The 26,357-nt window shown below is 49.9% G+C and carries 29 protein-coding genes and 1 pseudogene; 18 read left to right on the top strand and 12 right to left on the bottom strand.

Annotated elements, in window-relative coordinates:
- Together typA and mscL are read left to right on the top strand one after the other, a co-directional pair.
- Positions 1 to 1,753: translational GTPase TypA (gene typA / locus RSA72_RS04970; RefSeq protein WP_332632824.1), on the top strand; the 1,753-nt coding region annotated here is incomplete at its 5' end.
- A 219-nt stretch (positions 1,754 to 1,972) separates the two neighbouring features.
- Positions 1,973 to 2,413 (top strand): large conductance mechanosensitive channel protein MscL, encoded by a 441-nt coding sequence (gene mscL, locus RSA72_RS04965; protein ID WP_068908533.1) that lies wholly within the window; start codon positions 1,973 to 1,975, stop codon positions 2,411 to 2,413.
- Positions 2,414 to 2,581: 168 nt separating this feature from the next.
- Here mscL and RSA72_RS04960 read toward each other — a convergent pair whose 3' ends face one another.
- The 4 genes from RSA72_RS04960 to RSA72_RS04945 form a co-directional block, all read right to left on the bottom strand.
- On the bottom strand, positions 2,582 to 2,740 hold the full coding sequence (locus RSA72_RS04960) for a hypothetical protein (RefSeq protein WP_332623026.1): 159 nt from the start codon (positions 2,738 to 2,740) through the stop codon (positions 2,582 to 2,584).
- Between the two features lie 132 nt (positions 2,741 to 2,872).
- Positions 2,873 to 3,154: a peptidylprolyl isomerase gene (locus tag RSA72_RS04955; protein WP_332623025.1), complete on the bottom strand. Its 282-nt coding sequence runs from the start codon at positions 3,152 to 3,154 to the stop codon at positions 2,873 to 2,875.
- Positions 3,151 to 4,005 (bottom strand): bifunctional DNA-formamidopyrimidine glycosylase/DNA-(apurinic or apyrimidinic site) lyase, encoded by an 855-nt coding sequence (mutM, locus tag RSA72_RS04950; protein WP_332623024.1) that lies wholly within the window; start codon positions 4,003 to 4,005, stop codon positions 3,151 to 3,153. Before mutM ends, RSA72_RS04955 begins: the two co-directional genes overlap by 4 nt.
- A gap of 389 nt (positions 4,006 to 4,394) precedes the next feature.
- Entirely contained in the window at positions 4,395 to 4,943 is a 549-nt protein-coding gene (locus tag RSA72_RS04945) for an NUDIX hydrolase (protein ID WP_332623027.1), read from the bottom strand.
- A gap of 125 nt (positions 4,944 to 5,068) precedes the next feature.
- Here RSA72_RS04945 and RSA72_RS04940 point away from each other — a divergent pair, with 125 nt between their 5' ends.
- The 8 genes and pseudogenes from RSA72_RS04940 to RSA72_RS04905 form a co-directional block, all read left to right on the top strand.
- Entirely contained in the window at positions 5,069 to 5,668 is a 600-nt protein-coding gene (locus RSA72_RS04940; protein ID WP_332623023.1) for a CoA pyrophosphatase, read from the top strand.
- 48 nt (positions 5,669 to 5,716) lie between these two features.
- Entirely contained in the window at positions 5,717 to 6,250 is a 534-nt protein-coding gene (locus tag RSA72_RS04935; RefSeq protein ID WP_332623021.1) for a gamma carbonic anhydrase family protein, read from the top strand.
- A 132-nt stretch (positions 6,251 to 6,382) separates the two neighbouring features.
- Positions 6,383 to 7,048 carry a tRNA (adenosine(37)-N6)-threonylcarbamoyltransferase complex dimerization subunit type 1 TsaB gene (gene tsaB / locus RSA72_RS04930; protein WP_332623019.1) on the top strand — a complete coding sequence of 222 codons (666 nt, stop codon included), beginning with the start codon at positions 6,383 to 6,385 and terminating at the stop codon, positions 7,046 to 7,048.
- Positions 7,049 to 7,060: 12 nt separating this feature from the next.
- Positions 7,061 to 7,885 (top strand): undecaprenyl-diphosphate phosphatase, encoded by an 825-nt coding sequence (locus tag RSA72_RS04925; RefSeq protein ID WP_332623017.1) that lies wholly within the window; start codon positions 7,061 to 7,063, stop codon positions 7,883 to 7,885.
- The gene (locus RSA72_RS04920; protein WP_332623016.1) at positions 7,879 to 8,697 is read left to right on the top strand and encodes a class I SAM-dependent methyltransferase; all 819 of its coding nucleotides are present in this window, start codon (positions 7,879 to 7,881) and stop codon (positions 8,695 to 8,697) included. Before RSA72_RS04925 ends, RSA72_RS04920 begins: the two co-directional genes overlap by 7 nt.
- 124 nt (positions 8,698 to 8,821) lie before the next feature.
- On the top strand, positions 8,822 to 10,207 hold the full coding sequence (locus RSA72_RS04915; protein WP_332623015.1) for a C13 family peptidase: 1,386 nt from the start codon (positions 8,822 to 8,824) through the stop codon (positions 10,205 to 10,207).
- A 45-nt stretch (positions 10,208 to 10,252) separates the two neighbouring features.
- Complete coding sequence (gene fghA, locus RSA72_RS04910; protein ID WP_332623014.1) at positions 10,253 to 11,089, top strand: S-formylglutathione hydrolase; 837 nt, start codon at positions 10,253 to 10,255, stop codon at positions 11,087 to 11,089.
- Positions 11,090 to 11,150: 61 nt separating this feature from the next.
- Positions 11,151 to 11,522, top strand: a pseudogene (locus RSA72_RS04905) (DUF898 family protein); the annotation flags it as partial.
- 677 nt (positions 11,523 to 12,199) lie between these two features.
- On the opposite strand, the gene RSA72_RS04900 reads toward RSA72_RS04905, so the two are convergent.
- Positions 12,200 to 12,490 carry a DUF2218 domain-containing protein gene (locus RSA72_RS04900; protein WP_332622902.1) on the bottom strand — a complete coding sequence of 97 codons (291 nt, stop codon included), beginning with the start codon at positions 12,488 to 12,490 and terminating at the stop codon, positions 12,200 to 12,202.
- 185 nt (positions 12,491 to 12,675) lie between these two features.
- Here RSA72_RS04900 and rpe point away from each other — a divergent pair, with 185 nt between their 5' ends.
- The 6 genes from rpe to RSA72_RS04870 all read left to right on the top strand — a co-directional run bounded on the left by rpe (position 12,676) and on the right by RSA72_RS04870 (position 18,166).
- Entirely contained in the window at positions 12,676 to 13,362 is a 687-nt protein-coding gene (gene rpe, locus RSA72_RS04895; RefSeq protein WP_068910382.1) for a ribulose-phosphate 3-epimerase, read from the top strand.
- 464 nt (positions 13,363 to 13,826) lie between these two features.
- Positions 13,827 to 14,267: a hypothetical protein gene (locus RSA72_RS04890; protein WP_332622904.1), complete on the top strand. Its 441-nt coding sequence runs from the start codon at positions 13,827 to 13,829 to the stop codon at positions 14,265 to 14,267.
- 43 nt (positions 14,268 to 14,310) lie between these two features.
- Positions 14,311 to 16,374 carry a multicopper oxidase domain-containing protein gene (locus RSA72_RS04885; protein WP_332622905.1) on the top strand — a complete coding sequence of 688 codons (2,064 nt, stop codon included), beginning with the start codon at positions 14,311 to 14,313 and terminating at the stop codon, positions 16,372 to 16,374.
- Positions 16,361 to 16,720: a hypothetical protein gene (locus RSA72_RS04880; RefSeq protein WP_332622906.1), complete on the top strand. Its 360-nt coding sequence runs from the start codon at positions 16,361 to 16,363 to the stop codon at positions 16,718 to 16,720. The genes RSA72_RS04885 and RSA72_RS04880 overlap by 14 nt, the downstream gene beginning before the upstream one ends.
- Positions 16,707 to 17,624 (top strand): copper resistance protein B, encoded by a 918-nt coding sequence (locus tag RSA72_RS04875; RefSeq protein ID WP_332622907.1) that lies wholly within the window; start codon positions 16,707 to 16,709, stop codon positions 17,622 to 17,624. The genes RSA72_RS04880 and RSA72_RS04875 overlap by 14 nt, the downstream gene beginning before the upstream one ends.
- A 224-nt stretch (positions 17,625 to 17,848) precedes the next feature.
- A complete protein-coding gene (locus RSA72_RS04870) occupies positions 17,849 to 18,166 on the top strand; it encodes a DMT family transporter (protein ID WP_332622908.1) in 318 nt (105 codons plus the stop codon).
- 189 nt (positions 18,167 to 18,355) lie between these two features.
- Here RSA72_RS04870 and RSA72_RS04865 read toward each other — a convergent pair whose 3' ends face one another.
- Both RSA72_RS04865 and lhgO read right to left on the bottom strand, forming a co-directional pair.
- On the bottom strand, positions 18,356 to 19,660 hold the full coding sequence (locus tag RSA72_RS04865; protein ID WP_332622909.1) for an MFS transporter: 1,305 nt from the start codon (positions 19,658 to 19,660) through the stop codon (positions 18,356 to 18,358).
- 40 nt (positions 19,661 to 19,700) lie between these two features.
- Positions 19,701 to 20,909 carry an L-2-hydroxyglutarate oxidase gene (gene lhgO / locus RSA72_RS04860; protein ID WP_332622910.1) on the bottom strand — a complete coding sequence of 403 codons (1,209 nt, stop codon included), beginning with the start codon at positions 20,907 to 20,909 and terminating at the stop codon, positions 19,701 to 19,703.
- A 23-nt stretch (positions 20,910 to 20,932) separates the two neighbouring features.
- Between lhgO and RSA72_RS04855 the strand changes: the two genes are divergently transcribed.
- Positions 20,933 to 21,640, top strand: a complete 708-nt coding sequence (locus RSA72_RS04855; protein ID WP_332622911.1) for a GntR family transcriptional regulator — start codon at positions 20,933 to 20,935, stop codon at positions 21,638 to 21,640.
- Positions 21,641 to 21,848: 208 nt separating this feature from the next.
- On the opposite strand, the gene RSA72_RS04850 is transcribed toward RSA72_RS04855, so the two are convergent.
- Positions 21,849 to 22,787, bottom strand: coding sequence for a tRNA dihydrouridine synthase (locus tag RSA72_RS04850; RefSeq protein ID WP_332622912.1), 939 nt, complete (start codon positions 22,785 to 22,787; stop codon positions 21,849 to 21,851).
- 214 nt (positions 22,788 to 23,001) lie between these two features.
- Here RSA72_RS04850 and RSA72_RS04845 point away from each other — a divergent pair, with 214 nt between their 5' ends.
- The gene (locus RSA72_RS04845) at positions 23,002 to 23,901 is read left to right on the top strand and encodes a tetratricopeptide repeat protein (RefSeq protein ID WP_332622913.1); all 900 of its coding nucleotides are present in this window, start codon (positions 23,002 to 23,004) and stop codon (positions 23,899 to 23,901) included.
- Positions 23,902 to 23,943: 42 nt separating this feature from the next.
- Here the strand turns inward: RSA72_RS04845 and RSA72_RS04840 are convergent, their stop codons facing one another.
- The 4 genes from RSA72_RS04840 to RSA72_RS04825 all read right to left on the bottom strand — a co-directional run bounded on the left by RSA72_RS04840 (position 23,944) and on the right by RSA72_RS04825 (position 26,188).
- On the bottom strand, positions 23,944 to 24,234 hold the full coding sequence (locus tag RSA72_RS04840; protein WP_332622915.1) for an addiction module antidote protein: 291 nt from the start codon (positions 24,232 to 24,234) through the stop codon (positions 23,944 to 23,946).
- A 2-nt stretch (positions 24,235 to 24,236) separates the two neighbouring features.
- Positions 24,237 to 24,533, bottom strand: coding sequence for a type II toxin-antitoxin system RelE/ParE family toxin (locus RSA72_RS04835; protein WP_004755186.1), 297 nt, complete (start codon positions 24,531 to 24,533; stop codon positions 24,237 to 24,239).
- Between the two features lie 279 nt (positions 24,534 to 24,812).
- Positions 24,813 to 25,163, bottom strand: coding sequence for a DOPA 4,5-dioxygenase family protein (locus RSA72_RS04830; RefSeq protein WP_332632822.1), 351 nt, complete (start codon positions 25,161 to 25,163; stop codon positions 24,813 to 24,815).
- Between the two features lie 215 nt (positions 25,164 to 25,378).
- Positions 25,379 to 26,188, bottom strand: a complete 810-nt coding sequence (locus tag RSA72_RS04825) for a cytochrome C assembly family protein (RefSeq protein WP_332624771.1) — start codon at positions 26,186 to 26,188, stop codon at positions 25,379 to 25,381.
- Positions 26,189 to 26,357 lie beyond the last annotated feature (169 nt).

The raw sequence follows: 26,357 nt of genomic DNA, 5'->3' as shown, positions 1-26,357 counted from the left end.
GCAATCAGGTGCACTTGGCGATCGTGCAGGCGAGATTGAGCGTGTCATGGATTCGGGTGCTATCGAAAGTGAACGCGGTATTACCATTCTTGCTAAAAACACTGCAATTAAATGGACTGATGCTCGTACGAATACTGAGTATCGTATTAACATCGTCGACACCCCGGGACACGCAGACTTCGGCGGTGAAGTTGAACGCGTAATGTCTATGGTTGACTGCGTACTGCTTCTGGTTGACTCTCAGGAAGGCCCGATGCCGCAAACCCGCTTCGTAACGCAAAAAGCGTTCGCGCGCGGCTTGAAGCCAATCGTGATCATCAACAAAGTTGACAAGCCAAGCGCGCGTCCAGACTGGGTAATTGACCAAGTATTCGACCTGTTCGACAACCTTGGCGGTACTGACGAACAGCTGGACTTCCCGGTTGTTTACGCTTCAGGCCTGCGCGGTGTTGCTGGCCCTTCTCCGGAAGAGCTTGCTGACGACATGACGCCATTGTTCCAGACAATTGTAGACATCGTTGAACCGCCGGCAGTTGACATTGACGGCCCATTCCAAATGCAAGTGTCTTCACTTGACTATAACAGCTTCGTCGGCGTAATCGGTGTAGGCCGCATTCAGCGCGGTTCTGTTAAACTGAATACACAAGTCACTGTAATTGATAAAGAAGGCAAGACACGTAACGGCCGTATCTTAAAAATTATGGGTTACCATGGTCTAGACCGCGTTGACGTTGAAGAAGCGAATGCAGGCGATATCGTTTGTGTAACAGGTATTGATGCTTTGAACATTTCTGACACAATCTGTGATCCGAAAGCTGTTGAAGCGCTTCCGCCGCTTTCTGTAGACGAACCTACAGTTACGATGACTTTCCAAGTCAACAACTCACCGTTTGCCGGCAAAGAAGGCAAATTCGTAACTTCACGCAACATCCGTGAGCGTTTAGACCGCGAATTGATTCACAACGTAGCTTTGCGTGTTGAAGATACTGACAGTCCAGACCGTTTCAAAGTTTCTGGCCGCGGTGAGCTTCACCTTTCAGTTCTTATTGAAAACATGCGCCGTGAAGGCTTCGAGATGGGTGTATCCCGTCCGCAAGTAATCTTGAAAGAAGTTGACGGCGAAAAGCAAGAACCGTATGAAAACGTGACTTTCGACGTTGAAGAACAGCACCAAGGTTCTGTTATGGAACAAATGGGTCACCGTAAAGGCGAAATGACCAATATGGAAGTTGACGGCAAAGGCCGCATCCGTATTGAAGCAACTGTTCCTTCACGCGGCTTGATCGGTTTCCGTTCTGAATTCCTGACGATGACTTCCGGTACAGGCATCATGACGTCAAGTTTCTCGCATTACGGTCCAATGAAACAAGGTACTGTTGCGAAGCGTCAAAACGGTGTGCTGATTTCTATGGTTCAAGGCGTTTGCCTGGGCTATGCATTGTTCACACTGCAAGACCGCGGCCGCCTGTTCGCTAAACCGCAGCTGGAAGTTTACGAAGGCATGATCATCGGGATCAACTCCCGTTCAGACGACATGACTGTTAACCCAACGAAAGCGAAACAGTTAACTAACGTGCGTGCATCTGGTACAGATGAAGCTTTAACATTAGTTCCTGCAATTGAATACACGCTTGAACAAGCGCTTGAATTCATCGAAGATGACGAGCTGGTTGAAGTAACGCCGAAGTCAATCCGCATCCGTAAGCGCCATTTGACTGAGAACGAGCGTAAGCGCAACCGTTCAGGCAAATAAGATTTAACATAATTGCAGCGCTGTTAGGGCTGCATGAGTGAAAAAATGCTGCTGAGCTATCGGCAGCATTTTTTTGTTTAAAATTAGCAAATTCATATATTAAAGCAGGGTGAATCCGAGTAAATTACAAGGAATTCATCATGCTTATAGATGAAACTGTGTGATGCAGTTCATGTAAAACTAAATAAAAACCGTATCGGACATTAGCTGGAGATCAAGATGAGTATTGTTCAAGAATTTAAAGAGTTTGCCATTAAAGGCAACATGATGGATTTAGCGATCGGCGTCATCATCGGCGGCGCTTTCGGTAAAATTATTGATTCACTGGTTAAAGACATTATTATGCCTCTAATCTCTGTGATTACTGGCGGCGGTGTTGATTTTACGCAGAAATTCTTTGTGCTAGGCAGCAATCCTGATAATTTGCAGTCTTTGGACGCGCTGCAGAAAGCCGGCGTGAATGTTTTAACCTACGGCAACTTTTTAACCATTTTCCTGAATTTCCTTATTTTGGCATGGGTGGTTTTCTTGCTGGTGAAAGTCATGAACAAAATGCGCCGCAAACAGGAAGAAGCGGCTCCGGCGCCTGCGCCGACCCCGGAAGATATTGCACTGCTCCGCGAAATCCGTGATGAGCTGAAAAAGCGCCCGCAGGCGTAATTCCGGTTTTGACCTAAAACGGCGCTCGATGCGCCGTTTTTTATTGTCTTCGCGCTCTGATTTGAGAGCTGGAGATTAATATATTGCAGAATAATGCAGCGTCACTATTTGATCGTAGTGAATACACTGCTTTTCCATATGCTGTTGACCATCTTCCTATTGATGAATTTAGATATACCCTGAACGGGCATTACCATAAACATGAAATGCTGCGGCATTATAGCGATCTATATAACCTTCAAACTGATATTCAGTTTCGTTTGAAAGAATATAATCTAAGTCTTTTACGACAGTTTTAATGGTATTTAAATTTTTCTTTAAATTCATTTGACTAATTGCAATGTTGCTAATTAGGCTGGTATTTTTGATTATAAGGTATTGTATTTAATTGAAAATATATTTTTATTTTCACCTCTCCCTAGCCCTCTCCTAAAAGGAGAGGGAATCAGAATCGCTGGATTAATCCATCCGGAATTTGATTTCCAGCAGATGCCAGCCAAACTGGCTTTTAATCGGGCCGTGCAGTTCGCGTTCAGGCAAGGTAAATACCGCCTTATCAATCGGGCCGACCAGCTGGCCTTTTTTAATATCGCCAAGCTCGCCGCCTTTTTTGCCGGACGGGCAGGTGGAGTGCTGCTTGGCGATTTTGGTAAAGTCAGCGCCCGCTTTAATTTTCTTTTTCAGCTGTTCACAAAGGTCTTTATCTTTCACTAAAATGTGGCGGACGATGGCAGACTTCATGCTTTATTTCCTTTCATTGCTTTCTTGCTGGCTATTTTAACCGGTTTTAAAGGCTGGCATTCAGGGCAGAATACGCTGGCGCGCTGGCCCAGTTTTAAATTCTGCAAAGCGGTTTCACAGTTCACGCACATTTCGCCGGCACGGCCATAGGCCAAAAGCGTCTGCTGGAAATAGCCGTTTTCGCCCATGGCATTGCTGTAATCGCGCAGGGTAGAGCCGCCAAGGCCTATGGCCTGTTTTAAAATGCGCTTAATTTCAGCCGTCATTTTCTGCACCTGCTCAAATGTCAGCGCAGAGGCCGGCTGCGCCGGGTGAATGCCTAGATTGAACAGGCTTTCAGTGGCGTAAATATTGCCGACGCCGACCACAATATGGTTGTCCATCATTGCCACTTTAATCGCGGTATTTTTGGTTTTGAATTTATTGAACAGGTATTCGGCGTTAAATTCATCGCTGAGCGGTTCAGGCCCTAAAGGGTCAAGCAGCTTGGCTTGGGCTGCCTCATCCAGCCAGAGAATGCAGCCGAAACGGCGCGGGTCATGGTAGCGCAGGTGCATCTCTTCAAACTGAATAATCAGATGGTCATGCTTGCGCAGTTCTTCATGGCCGCTGCAAAGCCTGAAGCTGCCGGACATGCCTAAATGCCAGAGCATGCTGTCCTGCTCAAACTGCGCCACAATATATTTGGAACGGCGCGTCAGCTGCATCAGCTTTTGCCCAGCCAGCCGGCTTACATCTTCCGGGATTGGCCAGCGCAGGCTGTGCTGGCGGACATCAACCCGCTGCACGGTTTGGCCAAGCAGGGGCAGTAAACTGGTTTTGGTGGTTTCAACTTCGGGTAATTCAGGCATGCTGCTGCGTTAGGCGGTAGGGAGATGCGGATAATATTGGGCTGAATGCTGAGGATTGCAAGCTTAAAATAGCGCTGATCATGGCGCCTTGAATTTTTCCGGCCAAAGCTGCGATGCACAAAAAGCCGCAGGGGAGAATGGCGCCGGTTCAAGCCGGAAGGGATGCAGAGGGCGTAATGCTGATCAGTTAAGCGAAGTTTCATTATTGCTGATTGATAAATCTCCCCTAACCCCTCTTTGAAAAAGAGGGGGATGAACAGCATTGCTGTGCAAGGAATTCAAGACTGTATTGAATTTCAAAATACTCCCTCCTTTGAAAAAGGTGAGCAGCACTGCTGCGCAAGGGGAGGTTTAAAAATGCTTAACTGACTGGCATGCGGCGGCGGCTGTCAGCCTGTATGGTCTAAGCGTGTGCCCAGCGTTTCTAAATGCATATCGAACTGGCCGCTTTTGCGGTCTGAAAAATAATGCTGCAGCGTGCGCTCTACGCTTGGAAAAGCCAGCTCGCTCCATGGAATTTCGTCTTCACTGAACAGCCTTGATTCAATGGTTTCTTCGCCTGCGCCGAATTTGCCTTCAATCAAGTCGGCTTTAAACAGCACATAAATTTGGCCAATGCGCGGAATATTGTACATGCAGTACAGCTGCTGAATGCTCACTTCGGCCTGCGCCTCTTCACGGGTTTCGCGGGCTGCGCCCTGCTCCATGGTTTCCAGCAGTTCCATGTAGCCGGCGGGCAGCGTCCACAGGCCATAGCGCGGCTCAATCGCGCGGCGGCACAGCAGCACTTTATCCTGCCACAGCGCTAAAGCGCCGCAAATCACTTTAGGGTTCAGATAATGAATAAAACCGCACTGGGTGCATACACGGCGGACTTGGTGGTCGCCAAGAGGGATTTTTTCAGCTGTGGTATTGCCGCAGTTCGTGCAGAAGTTCATATTCAAAGTCAATGATCGGGCTTAGCGCCAGCATAACTGAAAAATAGAACTTTGGCATCATTTCTGAGCGGAGGCGCAAAAATTGAGCTATGATGAAATCAGCGGAATAACAAAGAGAAGCGCGGATGGATGATCGCTCATTAACACAGAAACTGCAGCAAAGCCTGCGGTTTTCCCCGCGTATACAGTACGCGCACGCTGCTGTGCTGATTGCGGTGACCGATGAAGCTGATCCTAAAATCCTGCTGACGCGCCGTTCGGCCTATCTGTCCAATCACGCCGGTGAAGTGTCTTTTCCCGGCGGCAAGCGCGACCCGAATGACACCAGTAACATTGTGGCAGCCTTGCGTGAAGCGCAGGAAGAAACCGCGCTGAACCCGTTTGACGTGCAGCTGCTGGGCGACCTGCCCATGCAGAAAGCCAGAAACGGCATGCTGGTCAAGCCGGTCGTCGGGCTGATCCCGCCGCAGGTTGAGCTGATTGCGCAGCCGTCAGAAATAGACCGGATCTTTTTTGCCTCGCTGGAAAAGCTTATGCAGGCGCCGCCGGTTCCTTATGAAGTGCGCTATGCGCATCAGTCCCTGTATTTCCCCAGCATGCGGGTGGAAGATGAAATTGTCTGGGGGCTGACCGCACGCATGCTGGTTTCGCTGTTTCAGTACGGCTTAGACTATCAAAAAGACTGGCCGTTTTTAGTCAATTCGCCCGCATTCACGCTGCGCTGAAACGGCAGCGGAATCATCAGTTGCGAGCAATTTTTTCAGGGAAGAATCATGCTGTATAAATTTGAAGGGCATGCGCCGCAAGCCGCGCATCAGCCTTGGGACGGCTGGGTGGCAGACAGCGCCACGGTGATCGGGCAGGTTGAACTTGGCCGGCAGGCCAGCGTCTGGTTTGGCGCAGTGATCCGCGCAGACAACTGCCGGATTAAGCTGGGCGATTTCAGCAATGTGCAGGAAAACGCCGTGCTGCATACCGATGCCGGCATTGAAATGCATATCGGCAATTACGTCACTGTCGGCCATCAGGCCACGCTGCATGGCTGCACCGTCGGCGACAACAGCCTGATCGGCATCAATGCTGTGATCCTGAACAATGCCGTAATTGGCAAAAACTGCATCATTGGCGCCAATGCGCTGATTCCTGAAGGCAAAGTCATTCCGGATAATTCCGTGGTCATGGGCTCGCCGGGCAAGGTGGTGAAAACGCTGGATGATGCCGCGGCAGCTAAATTGAAGCAGAACGCCCTGCATTACGCCGCGCATTTTCCGAAGTTCATGAAGCTGGAGCCTGCGCAGCTGGATTAATGCAGCCTCATGATTGCCTAAGCCCGGAATCTTCTGGGCTTTTTTGTATCCAAAGTTGGAACCTCTCGCGCAGCACCGGCGAGTGGAGTATCATGTTCGTCGTTTTTTAGACTGATTTAATTAAGGTTGTGCATGAAAGTGCTGGCACTGGAAACTGCCAATGAGCAGTGTTCCGTCTGTATTGCAGATGAAAATCAAGAGCTTTATTTCCAACTCGATGCGCGCGCGAAGGCACAAACGCAAACGATCCTCCCTTTAATTGAGCAGGGCCTGGCTGAAGTAAATATTCAGCTTACAGACTTGACTGCAGTGGCATTCAGCCGCGGGCCGGGTTCGTTCAGCGGTGTCCGCATTAACGCCGCGGTCACGCAGGCGCTGGCCTGGGCGAATGACCTGCCGGTGATACCGGTTTCCACGCTGCAGGCGCTGGCGCAGGCCGCCTGCCGCACAGCTGGCCTGACTGAAGTGACAGCCGTGCTGGATGCGCGCATGCAGGAAGTGTACATCGCCAGCTTCAAGCTGGATGAACAGGGCATCATGCAGCCTGTAAGCGAAGAACAATTATTAAGCTACAGCGCGGCGCAGCAGGCGGCGCAATTCACACTGATCGGCTCCGGTTCAGATTTAGTTAAGCCAGAACAAATACAGTATAAAGCTGTCAGCGCAACGGCGCAGGATATCGCGGCCATCGCGCGCGCGCATGCGCAGCAGCGCAGCTGGGTGCCGGCGGAATATGCCTTGCCTGTCTATCTGCGCGATAATGCATGGAAAAAAATCCCGGAACAGGGCAAACCGTAATTAGGAATTGGTATGGATCTTTTACTGCTGCTTAAAGCGGCAATTATGGGCATTGTTGAAGGCATTACTGAATTTCTGCCCGTTTCAAGTACGGGGCACTTGATTTTAGCGTCCGAGTTAATGAATTTCTGGACTAAAGAGAAAAGCGATGTTTTTGTCATCGCTATTCAGATGGGCGCCATTGCTGCGGTTATTTATGAATACTGGTCACGGCTTTGGGGCGCCGCCACCGGCATGTTTACCGGCGAGGAAAAAGGCCGACGCTTAGGCTTCAGCCTCATCATGGCGTCGATTCCAATTGTGCTGGTCGGCCTGACCTTTGGCCAGGCAGTGAAAGAGCTGCTGTTCAATGATATTGCCGTCGCCATCGGCCTCATTGTCGGCGGCTTGATTATTATCTGGATTGAAAAGCATCCGCCGAAAGTCAATGCGCAGGAAGTGGAAAACATCAGCTATAAGGAAGCGGTCTGGATTGGCCTGATTCAGGTGCTGTCGCTCATTCCCGGCACATCGCGTTCCGGCGCGACCATCATCGGTGCCATGTTCCTTGGCGTATCGCGCAAGGCGGCCACGGAGTTTTCATTTTTCCTCGGCATTCCGGTGATTATTGGCGCCGGCCTGCTGGACCTGTACCAAAGCTATGATGTGTTCAAAAGCAATGAAGACTGGGCGGTGCTGGCCACCGGCATTATTGTGTCATTTGTTTCTGCATTGATTTTAATCCGCGCGCTGGTGGCGTATGTAGCGAAACGCGACTTCATGGCTTTTGCATGGTACCGCATTGCATCCGGCCTGCTGATTCTGCTGTTTGCATTTACAGGCTGGAAATTATGGTAAGCGGCATGCGCCTATATGCTGAAGCCGGGTTTGAAGCCCAGGCGCAGCAGTTTTCCGCCGTGCTGGCTTCGCGCGGGGTGCAGGCGGCGGTTGAAGTTGCAGAAAAGCTGAATGCGCGCTTTTTCCGCCTGAACCCGGAACTGGCTTTAAGCGCGGACGCGGACGGCCTGTGGCTGTGCGCCGGCGGCATGAAAATGCGGCCGGACTGGAAAGCGGAAGCGGGGCGCTTAAAGCGCGCTTCGCTCAAGTCTGAAATGATTGCGCGCGCCTGCAGTCTGGCGGAAAAGCCGCAGCTGATTGACGCGACGGCCGGACTGGGCCATGACAGCCTGCTGATGGCGCATTTGGGCGCCAATGTCATCCTGCTGGAGCGCCATCCGGTTCTGTTCACGCTGCTGGAAGATGCGCACCGGCAGGCCATGCAGGACCTGTTCTTAAGCGCGGCGGCGTCCCGCATCCAGCTGGTCTTTGCAGATTCGGCGGATTATCTGCGTGAACAGGCCGCGCAGCGCAAGACCACTGATGTGGTGTATCTGGACCCGATGTTTCCGCAGCGCGACCAGCATCAGCAGGCCGTTAAAAAACAGGCGCAAGTGAAAAAGCAGATGCAGCTGCTGCACCTGCTGCTGCCGGAACACGGCGAAATGGATTTGGGCGATAACCTGCTGGCTTTGGCGCAGAACATTGCCACGCGGGTGGTGGTGAAGCGCCCGAGGCTGGCGGTATTTCTGGCCGGCCAGCCGCCGCAGCATCAGTGGCAGGGCGACGCCTGCCGCTTTGACGCCTATTTTCAGCATGATCTTATGCTTTAATGCGCAATTATTTCAAAAATATTTAAAGATTTGCGATATAGTTGAAAAACAGCATTGATAAAACCCGCATCAGGCATAAACTTGCTGATGCGATTAAGCGAGCAGCGGCCACTATAAGATTCATATGATCGACTTCAAACCTTCCATCAATTTTTGGCATGATTTTAAAAGCAACCAAACTGCGGGAATGTGGCTGTTTTTGGGGTCGAGGCGTTCGCTGCAGATTATGCGCCCATCCATTGTGCAGATGGTGTTCTGGGGCATTTTGGGCGGCTGCGCCAATACCCTGTTCAGCTGGCTCAGCAGCGGCCAGGCCGGCGAATTCAACCCGCAGGGTCTGGTCAGCTATGCGCTTTGGCCGTTCATTGCGCTGATTGTCGGCATTTTCCTGTCGCAGCGGGTCAACAACCCGAGGCTGATGCTGGTGCCGGCCCTGCTGTGGCTGGTACTCGATACGCACATTATGCTGTTCCAGTGCCTGATTCAGTATTTGGGCGATCTGGATATCCTGCCCTATGTGCTGTATGACTATATTCCCACCTTATTTATTATCCTGTTTGTCTGGCAAAGCCTGGCCGTGGTGTGGGTCATCTCGCGCGAGCTGAAATGGCCGTGGTGGGAGCGCGCGCTGATTATGCTGGCGACGCTATTCACTTTGGTGGTTTGGCAGGTTTCAGTGAAAGACCAGCCGATCTGGAAAGTGGAGGAAATGCCGCCGACCTTTGCTGAAGACGCTTTTTATGCGCAAAGCCGGCTGCTGAACAAATCTCTGGATTCGATTGAGTACGGCGAGTTTGCCCAGTCGCACTGGTACTTTCTGGGCGTTGCCGGGGCCAGCTATCAGGATGTCTTTAAGCTGGAAATTGAGCGGATTAAAGAGCAGTTTGATACGCGCTTCGGCACCTATGGGCGCTCCATGGCGCTGGTGAATAACCCGGCAACGCGCACCGAAATTCCGATTGCCTCGAAAACCAGCATGGAATTGGCCCTGCGCCGCATCGGCCAGCAGATGAATAAGGACAGCGATGTGCTGTTCCTGTACATGACCTCGCACGGCCTGCCGAATGTCTTTGAAATGGAGAATGCGCCTTTGGATTTGGCGCAGGCCGATCCGAAATGGCTGCGCGAAACCTTGGACGCCGCCGGCATCCGCTGGCGCGTGATTGTGATTTCATCCTGCTATTCCGGCAGCTTTGTCCCGGCCTTGCAGGATGAAAATACCCTGATCATTACCGCATCCGCGGCTGACCGCCAGTCTTTCGGCTGTTCCAGCGAAACCGATTATACATACTTCGGGCGCGCCTTCTTTGATCAGGCCATGCGTGAGCAGGGCTCTATTCAGTCAGCTTTTGCGCAAAGCAAAGAAACCGTTGCCCAATGGGAAAGCGCGCAAGGCTTTGAACCTTCGGAACCGCAGTGGTCCATCGGCAAGAATATGGCGCTGATGCTGCCGCAGCTGGAACAGCGCCTGTTCCCGCCGGCGGGCGCCGCGCCGCAAAAGGCGCCTTAGCATTTAAAATCAGATTTTTAATAAGATCGGGATGAGGGGAAAAGTATGGAATTGGTGCAAAGCAACAAATGTTTTGACGGCGAACAGCGGATATACCGCTTGCAGTCCGAAGCATTAAAGTCTGAAAGCCGGTTCAGCATTTTCCTTCCTGCGCAGGCTTTAAGCGGCCGCGCCTGTCCGGCGCTGTTCTATTTGGCGGGGCTGACCTGCACCGAAGAAACCTTTGCCATTAAGGCGCATGCGCAGCGCCTGGCTGCCCGGCTGGGGCTGATTTTAATTGCGCCGGATACTTCACCGCGCGGCAGCGCCGCTCAGGGTGATCACTGGGACATTGGCCAGGGCGCCGGCTTTTATATCAATGCGCTGCAGGCGCCGTGGGCGGAACATTATCAAATGGAAAGCTATGTCGCGGACGAGCTGCACCGCCGGATTATTCAGGCGTTTCCGGTTCAGGCGGACGCCATCGGGATTTTTGGCCACAGCATGGGCGGCCACGGCGCATTGACGCTGGCGCTGAAATATCCGGAAAAATTCAAATCGGTTTCGGCTTTTGCGCCCATATGCGCACCCAGCCAGTGCCCGTGGGGCGAGAAAGCCTTTTCAAATTATCTGGGCGATGACCGGCAGGCTTGGCTGGCGCATGACGCCACAGCATTAATGCAAAGCAAAGGCGCCCTATTCAATGAAATCCTGATTGATCAAGGGCTGGATGACCAGTTTTACAGCCAGCTGAACCCTGCGCTGTTTCAGCAGGCCTGTGGGCAGGCCGGGCAGGCGCTGACGCTGCGCGAACACGCCGGCTATGATCACGGCTATTATTTCATTCAAAGCTTTATGGATGACCATCTGCAGTTCCATGCGCTGCAATTGCAGGACTCATAAAGAAGCCCGCTGCAAGAAAAGATTCAGCAATACATGATTAAAATAAAAATAAGGCGCATGCATGCAAAATTCAGAGCAGCATACCGCTCAGAATCCAGATCCATCCTTAGCTCTGGCGGAGGCTTTTGACGCTTTGGCATCTGCTGTGCCTTTTGATTTGGTCCGGCAGTACGCTTTCTGCTTTAAAGGCACCGCCGCTGAATATTTCGGCATCTGGATCGTCAATATTTTATTGACCGTCATTACCCTGGGCTTTTATGCGCCGTGGGCCAAAGTGCGCCGCCTGCGCTACTTTTACGGCAATACCTGGTTCATCCAGCGCCGTTTTGACTTTACCGGCGTGCCCGTCAAAATTCTGGCCGGGCGGATTATCGCGCTGCTGGTCTATGGCGCATTTAGTTATGCCATGAACCATTCGGCCAGCATGCTGATGATTGCCGGCGACAGCTCTGACCTGCTGACAGCGCTGCCGGTGGCCGATTGGCGCGGGCTATTCGCGGGAGCCGATCTGTATGCCTTGAAAACCATGCAGCAGCATCAGATTCAGGCCATCCACTATAGCTAAATTCTAAAGTCTGTATGACGCATAATTGCCTATAAAAGATGATTGCACTGAATTTTATCCGCGTTAACTATTTCGGCAATTAACGATGGCGCTTGCACTGCCTCATTTTTCCTTTAGGAGTTTAGATGCCTTTGCGCAGGCACGTCCCGACTTTGGAAAGACCCAAAGTCGGCAAAAGTCTTTTGTTGCCCATACGCGTATCCAACATTTATTTGACGCAAGGGCCTAGAAAACTCGAAGCGGAAGGGATTTTCGCGGAGTTGTTTAAAAAAACTTAGCTATTATATAGCTGAGTTTTGAAATCCGTATCACACATAATCTCCCATAAAATATGCTTTCATTAGGTTTTGTATGTAATAGCTATTTAGGTAATTAGCTATATGCCAACTTTCTGCAGCGCCTTGCCGGCGAGAAAGTCAGCAGGGAGCGCGCTTGGCAGGATTTCTTCAGTTCACATCCTGCAACTTATGAGCGGATTGAGGCGGTTAAGCGCTTTCATGCGCAGCAGGCCTCCAAGCCTCAGCCGTGATTTTTCCGGAGCACTGTTAATTTGAGCGCTGCCATGCCGCCTGCAGCGGCTCCTGCCCCATGCGGATTAAATGCTCCAGCACCACCTGCTCCAGCATCGGCAGGTCTGCATCCGCCTGCTGCGCCGTGATTTCCACTGCCAGATGATCCGCCTGCGGCCTTAAATCCACCGTGGCGGAAGGCATGAAAATCTGCAGCAGCTGCTCATGCTCCGCCACTTCAAACTTGTGCTTCCAGTGATTGAGCAGGCGCTTCGCCATGCGGGAGGCCTGCCGGGTTGCAATGTGCGCCTGTGTTTTGACTGCCATTTCAGTGATCCGTATTGCAAGAATTTTTTCAGAATAATCCTGACCATAGGCCAATCTGCATAAAAGCAAAAGGCAAAATCTGCAACGCAGCGTTTTATCTGTGCAACAGCGCAGCGGGGGAAGCGCCGGCAAGCCGGTTTTGCTATAATGAGGAAAATCATCCTCCCCGATAGCCAGGTTCCCGAATGTCCAAGCCCTATTTAATTGCGCCCTCTATTCTGTCCGCTGACTTTGCCCGCTTAGGCGAAGACGTTGAAAATGTGCTGCAGGCCGGCGCAGATGTTGTCCATTTTGACGTGATGGACAACCACTATGTGCCGAATCTGACTTTCGGCGCAGGCATCTGCAAGGCGCTGAAAAAATACGGCATTCAGGCGCCGATTGATGTGCATTTGATGGTTTCTCCGGTTGACCGCATGATTGGCGATTTTCTGGAAGCCGGCGCGGACATTATCACCTTCCATCCGGAAGCCACCCATCATATTGACCGCTCGCTGCAGCTGATTAAAGACGGCGGCGCCAAAGCCGGGCTGGTGTTTAACCCGGCTACGCCCCTGCATTATCTGGACTATGCGCTGGATAAAGTGGATCAGATTCTGCTGATGAGCGTGAACCCAGGCTTCGGCGGCCAGAAATTCATTCCAATGACTTTGGAAAAATTGCGCCATGCCCGCAAAATTATTGATGCTTCAGGCCGCGATATCCGCCTGGAAGTAGACGGCGGCGTCGGGCCGGCCAATATCCGCGCCATTGCGGAAGCGGGCGCCGATATGTTTGTTGCGGGTTCGGCGATTTTCGGCAAGCCGGATTATAAGGCTGTGATTGATGAAATGCGCGCTGAGCTGGCGAAAGTCGGCGCAGTCGATGCATAAGTTTCAGCGATAAGCTGCCTGCAGTCTGTGGATAACTTTGTGGGCAAATATATGGATATCTATGCAGATAACTGCATGGATAACTCGGATAAATAATAAGCAATTATGCATCAATAGCTTATTAATTAGATGTGTTTTGCATAAAAAGTACTCAATTGAGTCCTTTTTTGCTTCGCTGAAGCGCCTGAACGTCTGGCGGTTTATTCATCTGTATTTAAGAATTTCGCTGCTTAAAATATAGCTGTTTTGTTGCAGTGGCGGCGCGGCGGCTGGGCAATCCGGCTTTAGAATAAATTTAAAAAGTTGTGCATAAGCGCGCAGTTCTTTATGATGAAAGTACATTGGCCGTTTTTGAATGGCTGAGGAATGCTGGGCAGCTTGGCCCAGCCGGCACCTATAAATTTGCTGAAGGCGGAAGAAATTTGCTGAAATTTTTGCAGCGGCATGCAGGCTTTGCTTTTCTGATGGCATTTGTCATCGGATGGAGCAGTGTCGCCCTTGCTGCGCAAAAACCGGCGCATCAGTTGATGATGAGCCAGTCTTCCGCAATGCAGCCACCGGCAAGTTCCGCACAGCATCAGCAGCCTCAGAATGCCATGCATCAGGCCATGAGCCATGAGGCGGCGGATATGCCGATGCCGGACTGCCATCAGCCCGGCGCCAAAATCAAGGCTGGACAGGCCTCTGCGCATTGCGCTTCTGACATGCAGCGCATGGACGGCGCGGCGCAATGCGCTGACTGCGCGCTGTGGCATTGCCAAGCGGCCTCTTGCTCTTTGGAAATGCAGCCGCTGAATTTGCAATTGCCGGAACTGGGCGCATTTTCAGAACCGCCGAACGCCATTTACACCGCGCAGCACCTGCAAGGCCACAAACTGGAGCTGCTGCGCCCGCCTAAAGCTTAATCCTTATTTTAAAACATTATTTTTTAAATAACAGGATTAAGCCATGTCTATTAAATTCAGTCAAAGCCTGCTTGCAGGCCTATGCCTTGTATCGTCATCGTGGGTATTCGCCGCGGTAAAAGAGTATCAGCTCACCATTGAAGAAGGCCCGGTCAATGTGACCGGCAAAGCCCTCAAGCGCATTACGGTCAATGGCCAGTTTCCGGCGCCGCTGCTCGAATTTGAGGAGGGCGATGATGCGGTGATCCGGGTCAGGAACAAGCTTAAAAATAAGGACTCATCCATTCACTGGCATGGCCTGCTGCTGCCTGGAATCATGGATGGCGTGCCGGGTTTCAACGGCTTTAACGGCATCAGCCCGGATGAAGAATTTGTCTATAAATTCAAAGTCCGCCAGAGCGGAACTTACTGGTATCACGCGCATTCCAAAGGCCAGGAGCAGGACGGGCTGTACGGCTCGCTGGTGATTTACCCTAAGGATAAAAAGCCGCTGGCGCCGCATGAACAGGCTGAGCGCGACTATGTGGTGATGCTGTCGGACTTCCATGAGCAGAGCAGTGATCAGATTCAGAAAAACCTGAAAATTTCCGCAGAGTATTACCAGAATCAGCGCGAAACTTTGGGTGATGTATGGAAGCAGGTTAAGCGTGACAGCCTGAAGGCGGCATGGTCTGACCGCAAAATGTGGAATCAGATGCGCATGCTGAAAACCGACCTGTCGGATGTCACCGGCTATACCTTCCTGATTAACGGCAAAACCCCGCAGCAGAACTGGACAGGCATGTTCCAGCCGAATGAAAAAATCCGCCTGCGCTTTATCAATGCTTCGGCCATGTCATTTTTTGATGTACGCATTCCTCATTTGAAAATGACGGTGGTCAGCGCAGACGGCCAGCCGGTGCAGCCGGTTGCTGTGGATGAATTCCGCATTGGCACTGCGGAAACCTATGATGTGGTGGTGGAGCCGAAGGCAGGGCATTACCAGATTGAAGCCGAGTCGATTGACCGCTCAGGCTATGCGCTGGGCACCCTGCAGAATCAGGCGCTGCCTCAGCAGGGCATCCGCATCCGCATGCCTGCGCCGCGCCCGCGTTCGCTGCTGACGATGGAAGACATGGGCCATGGCTCGATGGAAGGCATGGATCATTCCAAAATGAATGATGGTGCAATGCAGAACATGGATCATTCCAAAATGAATCACAGCGCAATGCAGAATATGGATCATTCAAAGATGAACCATGATGCAATGCAGAATATGGATCATTCAAAGATGAATCATGGCGCAATGCAGAACATGGATCATTCTAAAATGAATCATGACGCAATGCAGAATATGGATCATTCAAAGATGAATCATGGCGCAATGCAGGGTATGGATCATTCCAAAATGAACCATGATGCAATGCAGGGCATGGATCATTCAAAGATGAATCATGGCGCGATGCAGAATATGGATCACTCAAAGATGAGCCATCAGGTGCCAGCAATTCCGGCAGCTGCGGATCATTCCCAGCATGCGCCATCAAGCGCCGCTGATGCATCCCAAGCCCAAGCGCCGGTTTACGGCTGGGCGAATGCATCGACCCCTCAAGGCAGTAAAGCGCTGCAGTACAGCGACCTGAAAGCTTTAACCCCGCAGCCGGACAGCCGCAGTGCGGAAAGCGAGCTGGTGATCCGCTTGGGCGGTACCATGGAGCGCTATCTCTGGACTATCAACGGCAAGAAATTCAGCGATGCCGAGCCGCTGCAGGTGAAATACGGCGAGCGCATCCGGCTGAAATTCATCAATGACAGCATGATGGCGCACCCGATGCATCTGCACGGCATGTTCATGCAGCTGGAAAATGGCCAGGCGCCTGCGGATATGCCGAATAAGCATACTCTTGTTGTGCCGCCCGGCAAGACTGTGACCACGCTGCTGACTGCGGATGAGCTGGGCGAATGGGCCATTCACTGCCATCTGCTGTACCACATGAGCGCAGGCATGATGAATAAGCTGATTGTAGCGAATGTGGCCGATGGCAAAGCATCAGCTGGGCCAAGCCAGACAGCGGAAAAAACCGCAAGCAAAGCTGAAACGCAGGGAGATGAACATGCGCACCATTAATCTTTTTTCCGCAGCTGTTTTGCTCAGTTCTGCTTTGCTTTCAGCCTCATCCGCAATGGCGGCGGCGCAGCCGGATGGGCATGCCGCGAATGAAATGCGCCATGCCATGTATCATGCTGCGCCTCATGGCATGGAAAATATGCAGCAGGCGCCAAAAACTGGCCAGCCTCAAGCCAATCCGGCTCAGCCCGGCCAGCAAAAACCGCAGGCCGCGCATTCAATGCAGGGCTGCGCAGGCCATTCGGCGCAGCAGCATGCGCAGATGATGAAGGATGGAAATGTGCAGCCTTGCACAATGATCAATCAAGAAGCTGCAACGCAAGGAGATGCTCATGCGCGCCATTAATCTTTTTTCCCAGTCGGTTTTAGCCGGCTCGATGCTGCTGGCCAGCACTCTGGCAATGGCGCAGGAAGGGCATCAGATGACGCAGCACGCCGGCATGCTCATGCCGGCGGATGCCGGGCAGGCTGCTGAAGCGGAAAATGCAAAAGCTGCTGATCATGCCGCGCATCATCCGGCTCCGGCTGCAGTTTTAGCTCAGGATACTGCACCTGTTTCACACGGCACGCATGACCACCGCAAAGAGCATGGCGCGCAGATTTATGCGGTCAGCACCATCGACAGCAAATGGCAGCGCGCTGAAGGCGGCGAAGGCGCGCTGAAGTCTGAGCTGGAAACCCGCATCGGCACAGATGAAAACAAGCTTTTCATTAAGGCGCATATCAGCAGGCATGAATCGCATGATGCTGAATACGATGTGAAAGCCCTGTACAGCCGCAATATTGCTGATTTCTGGGATGCGCAGGCCGGCCTGAGCTACCGCTATGAAAAACTGGAATTGAACCCGAATGCTGCGGATGCAGAAGAAAAGCTGGACGCTGTGTTCGGCCTGCACGGCATGGCGCAGTATTTCTTTGAAACCGATGCCTATCTGTATCTGGGCGCAGATGATTTTGCGGCCTTCAGCTTAAAAACGGAACGCGACTTGCTGCTGACGCAAAAGCTGATTCTGCAGCCGTATTTGGAAGCGGAAGCGGTGCTGCATGATGATTCCAAATACGCCAAAAAAACCGGCCTCAGCAGCGCATCGCTGGGGCTGGAAACGCGCTATGAAATCAGCAAAAAGTTCATGCCGTATATCGGCATTGCCTATGAATATTCCAAAGGCAATGCCCAGACCGCATGGCAGCAGGCTTCCGGCTCTGAACAGGGCTGGGTGTATGGCGCAGGCGTCCGCATCAAATTCTAAATAGCTCCATCGGTTTAGAGTTTTTAAAAAGCTATTGGCGCGCCAATAGCTTTTTTTGCTGCAATGGGGGAGTTTTTGTAACTCAGCTTAAAAAATAATGAAAAATCAACTATCATCAATTTATTACAGCGGGGGAACGGCCTCCCTTGATGCAGCGCCATGCTGGCCTGAATCAAGAAAAAACGTCAGGACGGCCTGACTCTAATGAAATGGAGAAAGGCATCATGGCCTGGATTGTTCTGGTTTTAGCCGGCATTTTCGAAATTGTCTGGGCGTATTCGATGAAGCTTTCAGAAGGCTTCACGAAACTGGCGCCCAGCGCCATCACCCTGATTTTCATGATTCTCAGCTTTGGCCTGCTGGCCTACGCCATGCGGACTTTGCCCTTGGGCACAGCCTATACCATTTGGACGGGCATCGGCGCGGTCGGCTCATTTCTGGTCGGCGTCCTGGTTTTGGGCGAGCCGGCAACGGCAATGCGCATGCTGGCAGCGGTTCTGATTGTTTCCGGCTTGGTGCTGATGAAGCTTTCATCCAGCTGATGACTTTTAAAGCTTAATTTTTTCTGCAGCCGGCGCCTGCCGAATGCCAGCCAGTGAAGCCGCGGGCTGGCATTTTATTTTTTAAAATTCCAGACCGTTTTCAAGGTGCGGAAATGCAAAACGCCCGGTGCATGGCACCGGGCGCTGGCCTGAAATCAGCCTCAGCTTATTTCAGGAGGGAGCTGCAGCTCAGTTCTTATGCTTGGAGAACTTATGGCCCTGATCATATGCAGCCGCGACCGCAACCAGCACGGCAGCAATGAACAGAATGATCACCACGCCGGTGGTCGAATGCGTCGGCGAAGCTGCCACCAGGGACAGCGCGCCCAAAGGCGCAAGGCCGCCGGCAATTGCAGTGCCGATTTCACGGCCTGAACTGACTCCAGTCGAGCGGTTTTCGACAGCAAACTGGCGGCTGAGGAACGAGCCTTGCGGCGCGAACATCATTGGCGCAAGGATGCCTGTGCCGATCGCAATCGCGATGTAAATTGCCGTGCTGTTGCCGGTTTCAAGCAGCATCATGAACGGGTAGGCAAACAGCATGGACAGCACGCCGCCCAGCATCAGGACTTTCTTGCTGTTCCATCTGTCGCATAGCCAGCCGAAGAACGGCACGCAGAAGATCGCAACCAGGCTGGCAATTGTTACCGAAAGGGAAGTGGTATGCGCGCTGACGCCTTTGAACTGGGTCAGGTAAGCCAGCGAGAAGGTTTTGAAAATATAGCTGAGGGCGTTATAGCCAATCGCAACAATAAACACAACCATTAAACCTTTCATATTGGTTCTCAGAATGTCTTTAAATGGATTGGTTTTAACTTTCTCCACATGTGCTTCTTTATAGTCCGGCGTTTCAGGCAGGCTGTGGCGCACCCACAGGCCAACGATGACCAGCACAAAGCTTAGAATAAATGGAATGCGCCAGCCGCCGTTCACCAGAAACTCATCGCCATTCAGCGTAAGCAGGAAAATAGTCAGGGAGGACAGCAGCAGGCCCAGATTTAAGCCCAGAGCGGGCCATGCGCCTTGGCTGCCGCGCTTGTCTTCTGAGGCATGCTCATAAGAAGTGATGGCTGCGCCGGCAAATTCCGCGCCTGCGCCTAAGCCTTGAATAATCCGGAAGAAGACCAGCAGGATAGGCGCCCAGATGCCGATGCTGGCATAGCTTGGAATCAGGCCGATTGCGGTTGTGCACAGGCCCATCAGCAGGAAGGTGACAAACAGCATTTTCTTGCGGCCGTATTTGTCGCCAAAATAGCCGAAGAACAGGCCGCCGATTGGGCGCGCAATAAAGCCGATGGCAAATGTTGCAAATGCCTGAATCGCCGCCGTGCCCGGATCAGAGGTATCAAAAAATACCTTGCTGAATACAATAGATGCCATGGTGGCGTAAAGATAAAAGTCATACCACTCCAGCATTGATCCCACAATCGTTGCTGTTGCGACTTTCCTTAACCTTTTCTTTTTATCTAATTCTGTTTCAGTAGAATGGCTCATTCAATATTCCTTTAAAGAGTTCCAAAAATGCTGTTGGCGCTTAGTGATGGGTCATGATTTCGCGAACGATATATTCGGCGATGGCTAAAGATGAAGTTGCGCCAGGCGAAGGCGCATTGCGGATGTGGGTAATATTGCCCTGCTTGCGGATGACAAAATCATCCACCAGCGAACCGTCCGATTCCATGGCCTGCGCGCGGATGCCGCGGGTTGCAGGCACAGCGGAAACATTGGCCAGGCTGGGAACGTATTTGGCGGCTTCTTCCACAAAGTTGGTCTGGCTGAGCACGGTTCTCAGTTCACGGACCGCTGCCGGCATATTCTTGGAAGAGAATTTCCAGAAGCCTTTATAGGTCAGGAAGTCGTAGACATCAGAAATATTGATGTTCTTGCCCGAATAGTTTTCGCGGCCGAAAGAAATAAACGCGTTTGGCCCAATGGTCATCTGGCCGTCAATGCGCTTGGTGAAATGCACGCCAAGGAAGGGGTACTTTGGATCCGGCACCGGGTAGATCAGGCCTTTGACATGGTCTTTGAAGTTTTCGTCAATGACATAGTACTGGCCAAAGAAAGGCACAATTTTCGGAGTTGCAATATCGCCGGAGTGCGCGGCCAGGCGGTCTGACTGCAGGCCGGCACAGGACACGGCATAGTCGAACTGGGTATCGTGATGCTCATTGCCTTCAAAATGCACGGTAATTTTCTGGTTTTTTTCGCTCAGGCTGGTGACCTTGCGCCCCAGGAAAATCTGGCCGCCTTTGCTTTTAATTTCCTGCGCAATATGCCGGGCAATTTCGCCATAGCTGACAATGGCCGTGCGCGGCGAATACAGCGCTTTGGTGCCAATGCAGTTCGGCTCGACTTCCTTGATTTCGCCGGCGGTCAGCATGCGCACATCCGGCACTTTATTGGCCAGAGACTTGGTGTAAATCGCGTCCAGGCGGCCTTCTTCTTCTTTGGAGAGCGCAACCACCACTTTGCCGCATTCATCATAAGGAATGCTGTTTTCTGTGCAGTACTGCTGAACCAGCTCGGCGCCGCGGCGGCACAGGCGGGCTTTTAAGCCGCCTGGTTCGTAATACAGGCCCGCATGCACCACGCCGGAGTTATGGCTGGACTGATGCATCGCCACATCCTGTTCTTTCTCAAAAACACTGACCCGCGCTTCAGGAAAATCCAGCAGTAATTGCCGGGCAACAGCCAGTCCATTGATTCCCCCTCCGATAATGGCATAATGCTTATTAGTCATAAATTTTCCTTGTTCAAAACAGCATGAAATTGATCCAAAAACCAAAAACTTTGACTGAAGAAGCATTTGAAATTCTGCAGGATGCAATAATTAACAATCACTTACAGTTCAATGTGCTTTATTCAGCAACCGAGTTGGGTCAGATGTTAGGCGGGATTTCCCGCACCCCAGTCCGTGAAGCTGCGCAGATGCTTGAAAAGATCGGTATTGTCAAAATTGAAAAGAACAAAGGCATCCGCATTATGCCCACGACTTTTGCAACCATGATTGACTCCTTTCAAATCCGTTTAATGCTTGAAGTTCCTTTAGTGCGCAGGGCAACCGAGGTCCGCACTGAAAAAGACATTCAGCAGCTTGACCGGATTTTTGAAGAATTCAGGCAGAAAGCGTCTTCCGGAGATATCACTGGAACGTTGAAAGCCGACCGCGACTATCACTTGGCGCTTCTGCAGATTGTGGGCAATCAGAAAGCTATCGATATTATCAGCAACACCCGCAACCAAGTGCTGATTGCGGGTTCCGCGACAATTCCCCATTCAAGGTGCTGCCTGGAAACCTTTAACGATCACTTGCAGCTGCATGAGGCGTTTGTCAAAGGGGAGGCTCAGCAAGCTGCTCACTTGATGAAATCCCACATTATCAATACCGCGACTTTATTGATTCACCAGGAATCCGCTAAGCGTGAAAATTGGTCGGATTACGATTCCAATGATTATCTGAATTGGATTTGAAATAAATCGTAGCATGTTGCATGCAACGTGTAAATAATGCGCAAAGGCCAGGCGCGGCATTCTTGCATGCGACTTTAGTCTAATAATGGACGGCTGTTTTTGGCTGAAGGGACTGCCGCGGCTGTTGAATCTGCTCAGGCGCCAGCGGGCGCCGCAATGCAAAACGCCCGATGCAATGCACTGGGCGCCGGCTTGAAATCAGCCGGATTCAGGGCTGGGCGCAGCGTTTCAGCTGCTGTGAAATTTCATCCAAAGCCTTGATCCGCTTGATTTCATTCCATAGCGCCTTGGCTTCGGGATAATGCTTCGACATCATGCCCAGCCACTGCTTGTAGCGCCCGACCATATTGATTTCTTTTTTATATGGCCCGCTTAAGAAGCGGATCTGCAGCTGAATCAGCTCATTCCAAGTGATCAGCGCTTCATCGCTGTTGCTGCGGATGCACTGGGTAATGTCAGGCGTGGTAACCGCAGCGCGGCCAATCATTAAATCAGCGCAGCCGGATTCCAGCCGGCACTGCTTGGCGTCGGCATTGTTCCAGATTTCGCCATTGGCAATCACATTGATTTTCAAGGCTTCGCGGATGGGCTGCAGCTGATCCCAAAACGCCGGCGGGGTATAGCCGTCGGCTTTGGTGCGCGCATGCACCGTCACCCAGGCCGCGCCGGCATCTTCAATCGCGTGCGCGTTTTCCAGCATAAAGCTGCGGTCCATGTAGCCCAGGCGCATTTTGGCGGAAACGGGAATATGCGCAGGCACTGCATCACGGACGGCTTTCACCAGCTCATGAACCACTTCAGGCTCATCCAGCAGCACCGAACCGCCGCGGTGGCGGTTGACTGTCTTGGCCGGGCAGCCGAAATTCATGTCGATGGCGGGCGCGCCCAGTTCCGCCGCGCGCACGGCGTTGGCCGCCAGCATTTCAGGGTTGTTGCCTAAAAACTGCACATGCACCGGCGTTCCCGCAGCCGTTTTGCCGCCATTTAAAAGCTCAGGGCAGTAAGCATGGTAGATGTGGTCGGGCAGCACGGAATCCGTCACGCGGATAAACTCGGTTACGCACCAGTCAAAGCTCCCGGCGGATGTCAGCACATCGCGCATAATCGGGTCAGTTAAGCCTTCCATGGGGGCAAGGATGAGTTTCACAGCGCGCCGTCCGTTTGATGAAAAACGGTGTTATACGTTTTTTTGTGCGGGTTGTCTAGAAAAAGGCCTTTGAAAGGTTGTAGAGTGGGATAGATTTGGGTATTTATATTTCGTATAAGAGATTTATGTTCAATGCTAAAAAAATTATAAAAATTGACTAAACTATTTTTTTGTAGATTATTATAAAAGATATTGTTTAAATGTTAGTCGCTTCATGAAAATTAAAAACTTATTTTTATTGGTTGTACCAGTATTTTTATCAGCATGTTCAACAATTTATTATAATCCAAATATAAAAAATCAAGATGAGTTAGAGCGACAACGTTTTATTGATGATGGGCTTTGTACTAGAGTTTCTGTCGGTTCTGTTCCTATGCCAAGTATCCGATATTATCCACCTTCAAATCAAAACTATAATATCTCAGGTAACATGCAAACGAGATATTCTGATGGTGTTACATTAAACAGTATTTACCATTCAAATATTTCGTCTTATCCAAATGCCGGTGAAGCTTTTTCTAATGGCTTTGCAAATGGTGCTAATGCAGGAATAGCTTTAAGAGCACAAATGGATAGGAAAAAAATTTATAAGGGATGTATGTATAATTTAGGTTGGACAACAACCAAGTCGAACCAACAAGATAAAGTTAAGGAAGATATTTATTTATTAAAAAATGCATCAGCTAATGGTGATAGTGAAGCATCTTTTATGCTCTATAAACTATACGCGGGTATGTACTTTAGCGGATATGAAAATAAAGAACTTATGCTGAAATATTTAGAAGTGGCTTCTAATCAAAATGATGCACAAGCTCAAGCTGTCTTGGCTCAAGAATATTATAGTGGCAATCTTTTTCCTAAAGACTTTAATAAATCAGCCATGCTATTTCAGAAGTCTTGTGAACAAAACAATGATATTGGGTGTTTAGGAATGGCAAGTTTATTTACGGTGGGCCATGGAGTGAAACAAAATTATATATCGGCATACATCTTATTTGGAAAATCCAATAGGCTTGGAAACAAGAACGCCGCGGAATTTAAAGAATTTATTGAGAAAAAATTAACAAAAGAAGAATTACAAAAAGCGAAAATGGCCCAAGATATTATTTATTAAGATAGTAAACATAGCGCAGCTAACTGCGCTATGTTTAGCTTTTTAGGCATTTTGTACTGTCAATTTTAGACCTAGTGCATTGACTACCCGATTGATTGTATCAAATCGAGGAGCTGAGTCATGACGAAGTGCTTTATACAGCGCTTCACGGCCAATCCCAGCCTCTTTTGCAATTTGAGTCATACCTCTGGCTTTAGCAATCACGCCCAAAGCATGTGCCAATTCAGCAGGATCATTATCTGCTAAAACCATATTGAGATACATCACAATATCTTCTTCGGTTTTGAGTGACTCAGCCATATCAAAACTTGGTAAATCTGCAACTTTAACCATTTCTAATCCTCCAATGTTTTCGATAGTTTGACCGCACGATCAATGTCTTTGCTTTGAGTCGATTTTTCACCACCGCCTAGCATGACAATCACAACGTCACCGTGTTGGATGTAGTACATCCGCCAACCAGCGCCAAAGGTTTCTTTCATTTCCCAAACACCTTCTCGGAGCGGTTTAATTTCACCCCAATTACCACGTTGAACCTTATCTAATCTGCGATTCAAGCGGATTCGGGTCATATTGTCTTTAATACCATCCAGCCATTCATCAAATTCAGGCAGACGTTTAATTTCAATCATGAGAGTTCCTTCTTTGCTCATTTTATTGTATTCGATCGAATACAAAATGCAAGCATTTTTATCCCAAGAGTTGTCCGTAGAAATTAGGCCATGGATGGATTGATAAATCACAGTAAAGCTTGGTTTTGATCAAAAAATGATTAAACTTATTGGTAATAAGTATCAAACCTAATCATAAAAAAGATGACTTATTTCTAAATCGGCTTTTTGCTTTTTTGAGGTTTTGTTTTTAAATACTTGAAAAAATATTATTTTTAACTGAATTTCGTATAACGCCTATTATATTAAATACTCCAATCTTAATTGAATTTGTTTGCCGAGCCATATGGAATGATATGTATGGGCTAACAATTCATCATCTAATTCAGGATGAATAAAAATACTGTAGCTTTCTTGGTATTCTTTAAAGAAGAATATTATTTTTTGTATAACGTCTTCGGAAAACTCAAGCATGAACATTGGCTTTGGTAAAGGTCCAGCTGGACGTAATAACAAAGGAAATATTTTGGCTATATGAGATAGCTGATTAGTTACTTTTCCATGAATTTTATTAACTTCAGGAAGTTCTTCCAAGTTAAAAAAGAAGTGTAAATGGTAAATTAAGTATGATGTTTCTAATCTGCTGTCCATATAATTCAAAATAATCCAATTATTTAATATTTCTAAAACGAATATAATACAGATTATACGAAATTCTTTAATTTTAACTTTAATATCAGTATCTTATTAAAATTTTTTTTCAGAGTTCAGTGAACTGGAATGGCTTTTTCATAATTTGTCCTGTTCCACGCTTAATATTGACTTATTGTTCCGCGCTTTTAATCAGGCAAACTGAACAAAAAGCTTTATTTCCCTAAAACCATTTCCAGCACAAACTTGGAGCCGATAAAGCCCAGCGCCAATAAGAAAAAGCCGATTAAGGTAAAGCGGATGGCTTTCTGCCCGCGCCAGCCAAACTGGTAATGGCCAATCAGCAACGCGCCGTACACAAACCAGGAAACAATGCTGAAAGCGGTTTTATGCGCCAAATGCTGGGCAAAGAAGTCATCAATAGTAAAGAAGCCGAAGCCCAGCGCCACCGTCAGCAGGGCAAATCCGGCTATCAGCATGTCAAACAGCAGCGACTCCATGGCCTGAAAAGGCGGCAGCAGATTTCCCCAAACCCGGCGCTTTTGCTTATTCTTCAATTCACGGTCTTGGAACCACAGCAAAACTGCATGGATGGTCGCCATCAGCAGCACCGCATAGGCCGATAAAGACAGAATAATGTGGATGTCCAAGCCCAGCGAATTCCGGGAAATAAACAGATCATGCTTGCTGAATGCAAAGCCTATAATCAGCCCGGCAGCCGCCACAGGAATGCCGATTAAAGCCAGCGGCAGCACCGGCCGGTAGGTGCTGAACAGGATGCTCAGCAGCAGCATCAGGCCTGCAGTAAATGACATAATATTGAAAACATTATAATTGACGCCCATTGGCGTCAGCATGTCGCTGTACAGCACGCCGGCATGCAGCAGCAGGCCCAAACTTAACACCACGCCGACAAACCAATGGTTCGGTACACGCTTAGACATTAAATTCATAAACAAATACCAAAAAGACGTGGTATAAGCGATTAATGCTAAGATTGTGTAGACCAAGGGCAGGCTAATCATGTCAAACCTTTTTCAGGATGATGAAAATTCATTGATGTAAATTCGATGCGAACTACAGTATCCTATAGCATCTTGTGCATAAATTTTCTATTTTAAGAAAGATTTTTTTGCTATTAGCTATTTTAAGCGGATTTTGCAATGTTTGATACCTTAACAGAACGACTCACGC

The sequence above is a fragment of the Acinetobacter sp. genome (genome assembly GCF_036659555.1).
In the GTDB taxonomy this organism is placed as follows: domain Bacteria; phylum Pseudomonadota; class Gammaproteobacteria; order Pseudomonadales; family Moraxellaceae; genus Acinetobacter.
The sequence above is the reverse complement of the archived record's forward strand: the minus strand, read 5'-3'. Positions and strand labels throughout refer to the sequence as shown.

What these genes read in the sequence shown, in the direction of transcription:
- RSA72_RS04960 (WP_332623026.1), bottom strand. Translation starts at nt 2,740, where the DNA reads ATGAATTTAAAGAAAAATTTAAATACCATTAAAACTGTCGTAAAAGAC.
- RSA72_RS04890 (WP_332622904.1), top strand. Translation starts at nt 13,827, where the DNA reads ATGGCATTTGTCATCGGATGGAGCAGTGTCGCCCTTGCTGCGCAAAAA.
- RSA72_RS04825 (WP_332624771.1), bottom strand. Translation starts at nt 26,188, where the DNA reads ATGATTAGCCTGCCCTTGGTCTACACAATCTTAGCATTAATCGCTTAT.
- RSA72_RS04840 (WP_332622915.1), bottom strand. Translation starts at nt 24,234, where the DNA reads ATGGTTAAAGTTGCAGATTTACCAAGTTTTGATATGGCTGAGTCACTC.
- RSA72_RS04865 (WP_332622909.1), bottom strand. Translation starts at nt 19,660, where the DNA reads ATGAGCCATTCTACTGAAACAGAATTAGATAAAAAGAAAAGGTTAAGG.
- RSA72_RS04830 (WP_332632822.1), bottom strand. Translation starts at nt 25,163, where the DNA reads ATGGACAGCAGATTAGAAACATCATACTTAATTTACCATTTACACTTC.
- RSA72_RS04885 (WP_332622905.1), top strand. Translation starts at nt 14,311, where the DNA reads ATGTCTATTAAATTCAGTCAAAGCCTGCTTGCAGGCCTATGCCTTGTA.
- RSA72_RS04875 (WP_332622907.1), top strand. Translation starts at nt 16,707, where the DNA reads ATGCGCGCCATTAATCTTTTTTCCCAGTCGGTTTTAGCCGGCTCGATG.
- RSA72_RS04940 (WP_332623023.1), top strand. Translation starts at nt 5,069, where the DNA reads ATGGATGATCGCTCATTAACACAGAAACTGCAGCAAAGCCTGCGGTTT.
- RSA72_RS04900 (WP_332622902.1), bottom strand. Translation starts at nt 12,490, where the DNA reads ATGGCAGTCAAAACACAGGCGCACATTGCAACCCGGCAGGCCTCCCGC.
- RSA72_RS04915 (WP_332623015.1), top strand. Translation starts at nt 8,822, where the DNA reads ATGATCGACTTCAAACCTTCCATCAATTTTTGGCATGATTTTAAAAGC.
- RSA72_RS04870 (WP_332622908.1), top strand. Translation starts at nt 17,849, where the DNA reads ATGGCCTGGATTGTTCTGGTTTTAGCCGGCATTTTCGAAATTGTCTGG.
- fghA (WP_332623014.1), top strand. Translation starts at nt 10,253, where the DNA reads ATGGAATTGGTGCAAAGCAACAAATGTTTTGACGGCGAACAGCGGATA.
- RSA72_RS04945 (WP_332623027.1), bottom strand. Translation starts at nt 4,943, where the DNA reads ATGAACTTCTGCACGAACTGCGGCAATACCACAGCTGAAAAAATCCCT.
- RSA72_RS04925 (WP_332623017.1), top strand. Translation starts at nt 7,061, where the DNA reads ATGGATCTTTTACTGCTGCTTAAAGCGGCAATTATGGGCATTGTTGAA.
- RSA72_RS04835 (WP_004755186.1), bottom strand. Translation starts at nt 24,533, where the DNA reads ATGATTGAAATTAAACGTCTGCCTGAATTTGATGAATGGCTGGATGGT.
- RSA72_RS04845 (WP_332622913.1), top strand. Translation starts at nt 23,002, where the DNA reads ATGAAAATTAAAAACTTATTTTTATTGGTTGTACCAGTATTTTTATCA.
- mscL (WP_068908533.1), top strand. Translation starts at nt 1,973, where the DNA reads ATGAGTATTGTTCAAGAATTTAAAGAGTTTGCCATTAAAGGCAACATG.
- RSA72_RS04880 (WP_332622906.1), top strand. Translation starts at nt 16,361, where the DNA reads ATGCGCACCATTAATCTTTTTTCCGCAGCTGTTTTGCTCAGTTCTGCT.
- RSA72_RS04920 (WP_332623016.1), top strand. Translation starts at nt 7,879, where the DNA reads ATGGTAAGCGGCATGCGCCTATATGCTGAAGCCGGGTTTGAAGCCCAG.
- RSA72_RS04855 (WP_332622911.1), top strand. Translation starts at nt 20,933, where the DNA reads ATGAAATTGATCCAAAAACCAAAAACTTTGACTGAAGAAGCATTTGAA.
- rpe (WP_068910382.1), top strand. Translation starts at nt 12,676, where the DNA reads ATGTCCAAGCCCTATTTAATTGCGCCCTCTATTCTGTCCGCTGACTTT.
- tsaB (WP_332623019.1), top strand. Translation starts at nt 6,383, where the DNA reads ATGAAAGTGCTGGCACTGGAAACTGCCAATGAGCAGTGTTCCGTCTGT.
- RSA72_RS04935 (WP_332623021.1), top strand. Translation starts at nt 5,717, where the DNA reads ATGCTGTATAAATTTGAAGGGCATGCGCCGCAAGCCGCGCATCAGCCT.
- mutM (WP_332623024.1), bottom strand. Translation starts at nt 4,005, where the DNA reads ATGCCTGAATTACCCGAAGTTGAAACCACCAAAACCAGTTTACTGCCC.
- RSA72_RS04955 (WP_332623025.1), bottom strand. Translation starts at nt 3,154, where the DNA reads ATGAAGTCTGCCATCGTCCGCCACATTTTAGTGAAAGATAAAGACCTT.
- lhgO (WP_332622910.1), bottom strand. Translation starts at nt 20,909, where the DNA reads ATGACTAATAAGCATTATGCCATTATCGGAGGGGGAATCAATGGACTG.